Origin of the sequence: Methanospirillum sp. (genome assembly GCF_035406105.1) — an archaeon.
Lineage (GTDB): Archaea > Halobacteriota > Methanomicrobia > Methanomicrobiales > Methanospirillaceae > Methanospirillum.
In genome coordinates, this window is the sequence record NZ_DAONKG010000155.1 from 1 (window position 1) to 5940 (window position 5940).

Here is a 5940-nt window from a genome sequence, read left to right on the forward strand (position 1 = left end):
CTACGCTGACACAGGAGCCGACTGGTGAACCAACTCCGGTACCTACTGAAGAACCAACACAGACCCCAACCCAGAATACAGAACCGCTGGTTGCAGCATTTACCGCTCTGCCTATGACCGGGACACCTCCGCTGACAGTGAATTTCACGGATCATTCAACAGGAAGCCCGAAGAAGTGGAGATGGGACTTTGGGGACGGAACACTCTCGACAGTTCAGAATCCATCCCATGTGTACGGCGGAATCGGCAGGTATACGGTCACACTTGAAGTAATCAGTGATAATTTCTCGTCGGTGGAGAGAAAACCGGAGATCATTCGAGTCGTTGGGGACTATCCGACAGGTCCGTCCGGGTTTGCCATGGTAACTTCACAGCCATCAGGAGCAGAAGTAACCATGGGAGATGTGTACCTTGGAACAACCCCGGCAACCCTGATCATCCCGGCCGGTTCCCGCTCACTTACTTTCCAGAAAGAAGGGTATCAGAAGAAGACGGTGAATGTTATCATACGTCCGAATGAGATGAAACTGATCCCGAAGGTTATGTTAAAACCGCTCTCATAAACACTCTTTTTTTCCTGCATATACACATTGCCCGAATGAGATGCATCCGTCTCCAAGTGGCATATCATGGTTTATGCAGAGATCAAATCCGCTCTCCTCTACGGTCTTTTTGATGGTATTTCTGATCATTTCGTTGTATGCAACACCACCGGATAATGCAATGGTACAGAGGCCTGCACTGGCGGCGGCGTCACATGCAATCGTTGCAATCCCTCGTGCCAGATTATATTGGAGAGAGGCTGCAATCTGACGAATCACATCCGGCTCTTCAGGATATCTGAGATATATATCCCTGGCCTTTCTGAGAAGTGACGGTGTATCAAGAACTTCTCTCTCACCGATCCTGGTGAGTGGAATCTCCCAGGGTTCAGGTTTTGTTCCATGAGCGACGGATTCAAGTTTCATAGCAGGCTCACCGTCATACGTCTTTTTCCTGCAAATTCCAAGGAGTGCAGAAGCTGCATCAAGTATCCTGCCAGTACTTGATGTGACAGCGGTATTAAACCGTTTTGTGACTTGTTTTTCTAGAATGGAAAAGTCCTGTTCTGGCCAGCCCCGTGAGAGGAGCAGATCACGCGTCCTGTCATCGGGAAGGATACCATACAGCATCCGTTCAGGCCAGAGGGTTGCGAGATCACCTCCTGGCATGAGCACCGGCATGAGAGATCCAACCCTGGAATATGAAGGGGCAGATCCTTGAAAAACCTCTCCACCCCAGATGGTCCCGTCAGATCCATACCCGACACCATCGATTGCTATCCCGATACACTCGTCCTGACACGCAGCGGCAATGTGGGCTTCATGATGCTGGACCGGCATCATATGAGCTCCGGTCTCATCACTCAGTTCTTTTGCGTATTTGGTTGAGAGGAACTGGGGATGAAGATCATGGGCGATAATTCTGATATCCGGCTGCATCAGGTTCCGGAGGCAGGTTGTTGTCTCTTTCAGGTATGCATAGGTGCCAGGATTTCTGACATTTCCGATATGAGGTGATGTGATGCAAAACCCTTTCGTATAGAGCGTAATGGTGGCATTCAGTTCAGGTCCTGTTCCCAGAATGGCAGCATCACCAAGGTTTATTTTTGTTCTTTTTGGTGCATACCCCCGTGATAACCGGATGATTGCCCCTTTTCGCACAACCGAGTCATCACACCGGTTGATGATATCCCGTGTATGGGTGAGATAGTAATCGACAATACCTGAAAGTTTTCTCACCGCTTCTTCCAGGGTGGTAATCATCGGATAGCCGGGGGCATTGGCACTTGTCATAATGAGGAACGGTGCTGACAGATGGGAGAAGAGAAGATGATGCAGACCGGTATAGGGAACCATACAACCGAGGGTGTGAAGGTTACTCACATGATCCAGGGCGTGCGGATCCTTTTTATCAAGGACAACAATCGGAGATATATCACTCTCGAGAATTCTCTCCTCCTCCAAAGAGATCCATGTGTTATGGCTGATCCATTCTTTTTTCGCCATGATAGCAAAGGGCTGCTCTGTCCTCCCGAGACGATGCTTTAATGTGTGGGCCATATCGCCGATGCAGGCGATATGAAACCCGCCAATGCCCCGGATCGCAATGATATTCCCTTGATCAAGAAGTTCTGCGGTTTTCTGAATGAGGTTATCACAGGGGATCCGAGCACCGGTACCTGAATGCAGGAAGAGTTCCGGCCCGCAGCTTTGGCAGGCGATTGTCTGGGCATGATGCCTCCGGCTTTTCGGATCTGAATACTCGGCAGAACATTCCTGACAGGGAGGAAATATATCCATCGCTGTCCGCTCCCGGTCATAGGGCAGGGTCTTTATGATTGAATACCGGGGCCCGCAGTTGACACATGAGGTTGCAAAATATCCTTCATATCTGCCATTCGGGGTAAAAATGTCTCTGATGCAGTCAGGACAGGTTGCAATATCAGGGGGAATCAGACCGGTTCTGATCCCGTCATGACTTTTCAGAATGGAGAATGAGTCGGGTGGTTCTCCTGACAGCGGGTATACATCAACCGAATCGATGATCGATAATGGCGTCCCTCTTTTGAGATCACAAAGAAAATCATCAAAATGCTCTCCCCATGCGTAAATCTCGACTTCTGATCCGGTATTTAAGACTGACCCCCGGATATTATGCGCAATTGCCCTGGAATACACAAATGGCCGGAATCCAACACCCTGAACAATTCCTCTGATAATTATATGACCTTGTTTTTGCATTTTTGTACAAGTAACCTTTAATTTTTTATCCAACGTTATTATAATAGGGTTTTGAATTGACGGGTCATGTGCGGATTGTGAATGATCCGGTAGAGCTGGTTCCCCTTTTTGTGGTATTTAATAATACTCATTATAAGAAGATTCTTGAACTCCTGGATAAGAACTGGATGACCCGTACGGAGCTGTGTGACGTAGTCGGAACAGAATATGTCAGGGATGGGCTGCTTCTGCTTCGGAAAGGAAATCTGATCGAGGAGAAATGGAGAATGCCTGAACCAGGGAAGAAACCGGAAAAGGAATATAAGGCAAATTATTGCAAGTTCCGTGCGAATTTTCAGTGTAATTTTTCAGACCTTGGGGATCTCCTCTCAATCGCATTTACCAACCAGGATGATCTCAGGATGAAAGGCGATAGTGTTGAGGCTGAAATATCACGGGGTAATACATCAATAAGTGATATCGCAAGAAAATTTGGAGTCTCACCCATGTTTATCAAAGGAATCGCAAAGAGAATTCCACATCTGGACGTAAAAGGTCAGGGTCTGGTAGTTTTGGATGAATGAAAATGACCCGGGATATACCATCCTGAAAAACAAACGAGACGTCACCAGATTCCAGATACTGGTTGATATCGCAGCACATCAGCCTGCAATACGGCAGCAGGAGATAGCGGCAGGTCTTGGCGTAACACCCCAGGCGATATCGGATTATGTCAGGGAACTGACGGAAGAAGGACTGCTCAAAGCACCCGGCCGTGGCAGATATGAGGTCACGCGGGAGGGTGTTGAATGGATCCTGCACAATGCAGAGGTTCTTGAGTCCTTTGCAAAGCATGTCAGAAATGATATCATAAAACAGGTTTCGGTATGGACTGCAATCGCAGATGAGGATCTGAAAAAGGGAGATCCAGTCGGTGTATACATGAAAAATGGTCTCCTTTATGCTTCAAAGCAGCCACAGTCTGCCAATGGAACCGTGGTTTCTGATACCCCGAAAGGGGAGGATGCAGGAGTGGCAGCACTGGAGGGCATCATCACCCATCGTGAATCGACTGTTCTTGTATGTAAGGTTCCCCGGGTTGAACGGGGTGGCTCACGGAAAGTAAGACTGGATGCCCTGAAAGAAGTGATCAGCAGGGTGACAGTTGTTGCCTGTGTTGGCCTTGAGGCATGGGTTTCCCTGAAGAAAATCGACCGGGTTCCTGATCTCTACTTTGGTTCACGTGAAGGTTCGGTAGAGGCAGCCCTGCATGGCATACCCTGTGCCATTGTCATAGTTGATGAATTCTTTACGGATTTTCTAAAACAGCTTGAGCAGGCGGATCTCAGTTATGAGATTCATGACCTGGTGTCTTCATGAAGGCGATAATTCAGCCAACGAAGAAGTATTACCGGGTTTTATATATTGATACCCATCATATCCGGATCACGGGAATGCTGGAATTGGTTGATACTCCCAAAGGTATCAGACCGGTGAAGTACCGGATCCGGCATACCAAAAGCGGGGGATACCGGAACACTCCGAGTAAAGATCTGATCACGCATCTGCGACGCTCACGGGTTTACCTTACAACAAAGGATACGCCCTTTGAATCTTTTCTGCAGGATCTTCAGATTCAGTTCTCCTACGTTTCACTCTGCAGATTCTGTCTGATGGATGACCGGGTGACGGAGCTTGACAAAAAGAATGCGGTGGATTTTGGAGAAGGCGAACAGATATGCATGGATTGTGCCCGGAAGGAGCTTCGCAGGGAACTGGTGCACATGGGCCGGCTTGGAAGATCCGCCCTGTCCCACCTTGATGAACTGCTTGAAAAGTACCGCAGTGTTGACCGGGTTCTGGCAACGATTGAACCTGACCGGCTCTCGGTGAGCCATACCCTGTATGATCGTCTTGAGGCTCATCCGGTTGTGCAGACTGCAAGGATAGAAGAACTCCCCTTCCCCAGAGAGTTCGTTACGTCATGTGGCGTTGAGTCCCTGATGCCGGTTCAGCAACTGGCAGTGGAGGCCGGTCTGCTGTATGGGAAAGATCTCCTGGTCGTATCAGCAACGGCCAGTGGAAAGACATTCATTGGTGAGATGGCCGGTCTGAAGAATTTTCTTGAAAAAAGGGGCCGAGTTTTGTTTCTTGTTCCGCTTGTTGCTCTTGCGTACCAGAAATACGAGCGCTTTCAACAGAAGTACGGCCATCTTACCGATGTATCAATCATTACCGGTGCCAGCAGGATACAGGTGAAGGATTCAAAAAGACCGGCGAACCGGAATAAAAATGCAGGGATTCTCGTCGCTACGTATGAAGGGATTGATCATCTCATGCGGATTGGAGAGTGCCTTCCTGGTATTGGTACCGTGATCATTGATGAGGTTCAGATGCTTGAGGATCGGGATCGCGGTCATCGTGTTGACGGCCTGATCGCACGAATGAAATATACTTCCCCAAAGGCCCAGTTTTTATATCTGAGCGCAACCATCGGGCATCCAAAACTGCTTGCCCAGAAGCTTGGTTGCAGACTTGTCAGATATGATGACCGGCCCGTCTCTCTTGAACGGTATCTCATCTTTTCAGAACGGGAACAGAAGATACCAACTGAACGGATACTGGTTGCCGAGGAGTACAACCATGTGTCAACCAAAGGATATCATGGTCAGACAATTATCTTTACCAACTCCCGTGCCCGGTGTCATATTATTGCTGAGAAGATAGGAGAAGGGGTTGCACCGTATCACGCCGGGCTTACCCAGGCGGAACGTCGCCAGGTTGAGGAAAAATTTGAGAAAGGGCAACTTCGTGCGGTAGTAACCACGGCAGCCCTTGCAGCCGGCGTTGATTTTCCTGCATCCCAGGTCATTTTTGACTCGCTTGCAATGGGTATTGAATGGCTTACGGTTCAGGAATTTTACCAGATGTCAGGGAGGGCAGGAAGACCTGATTACCATGACCTTGGAAAGGTTGTCATCCTCGCCGAACCAGGAGCAAGTTATATCCGGGGTTCGAGGCTTACTGAAGAGGAGGTGGCGATGGGCCTGTTAAAAGGAGAGATGGGGGAGGTTGCTCCGCAGTACACACTTGAACAAAGTTCAGAGCTCTATGTTGCCAATGCCGTGATCTCCAAAGGAGATGAGAGTGCTATTGATAAAATCGAAGGATACCTTGT

General features: G+C 48.8%; 5 protein-coding genes. 4 read left to right on the forward strand and 1 reads right to left on the reverse strand.

Annotated elements, in window-relative coordinates; genetic code table 11:
* The coding region (locus PLA23_RS09565) for a PKD domain-containing protein (protein WP_324475009.1) at nucleotides 1-563 on the forward strand (563 nt) is incomplete at its 5' end.
* Here PLA23_RS09565 and hypF read toward each other — a convergent pair.
* Nucleotides 558-2783, reverse strand: coding sequence for a carbamoyltransferase HypF (gene hypF, locus PLA23_RS09570; RefSeq protein ID WP_324475011.1), 2226 nt, complete (start codon nucleotides 2781-2783; stop codon nucleotides 558-560). The two genes, PLA23_RS09565 and hypF, sit on opposite strands and share 6 nt — an antisense overlap.
* A 77-nt stretch (nucleotides 2784-2860) precedes the next feature.
* On the opposite strand from hypF, the gene PLA23_RS09575 reads away from it, so the two are divergent.
* From PLA23_RS09575 to PLA23_RS09585, 3 genes are all read left to right on the forward strand, one after another.
* Nucleotides 2861-3346: an ArsR family transcriptional regulator gene (locus PLA23_RS09575; protein ID WP_324330948.1), complete on the forward strand. Its 486-nt coding sequence runs from the start codon at nucleotides 2861-2863 to the stop codon at nucleotides 3344-3346.
* On the forward strand, nucleotides 3339-4142 hold the full coding sequence (locus tag PLA23_RS09580) for a DUF7839 domain-containing protein (RefSeq protein WP_324475015.1): 804 nt from the start codon (nucleotides 3339-3341) through the stop codon (nucleotides 4140-4142). The genes PLA23_RS09575 and PLA23_RS09580 overlap by 8 nt, the downstream gene beginning before the upstream one ends.
* Nucleotides 4139-5940 (forward strand): DEAD/DEAH box helicase (locus PLA23_RS09585; protein WP_324475017.1); only part of this gene is annotated, 1802 nt, incomplete at its 3' end. The genes PLA23_RS09580 and PLA23_RS09585, both read left to right, overlap by 4 nt.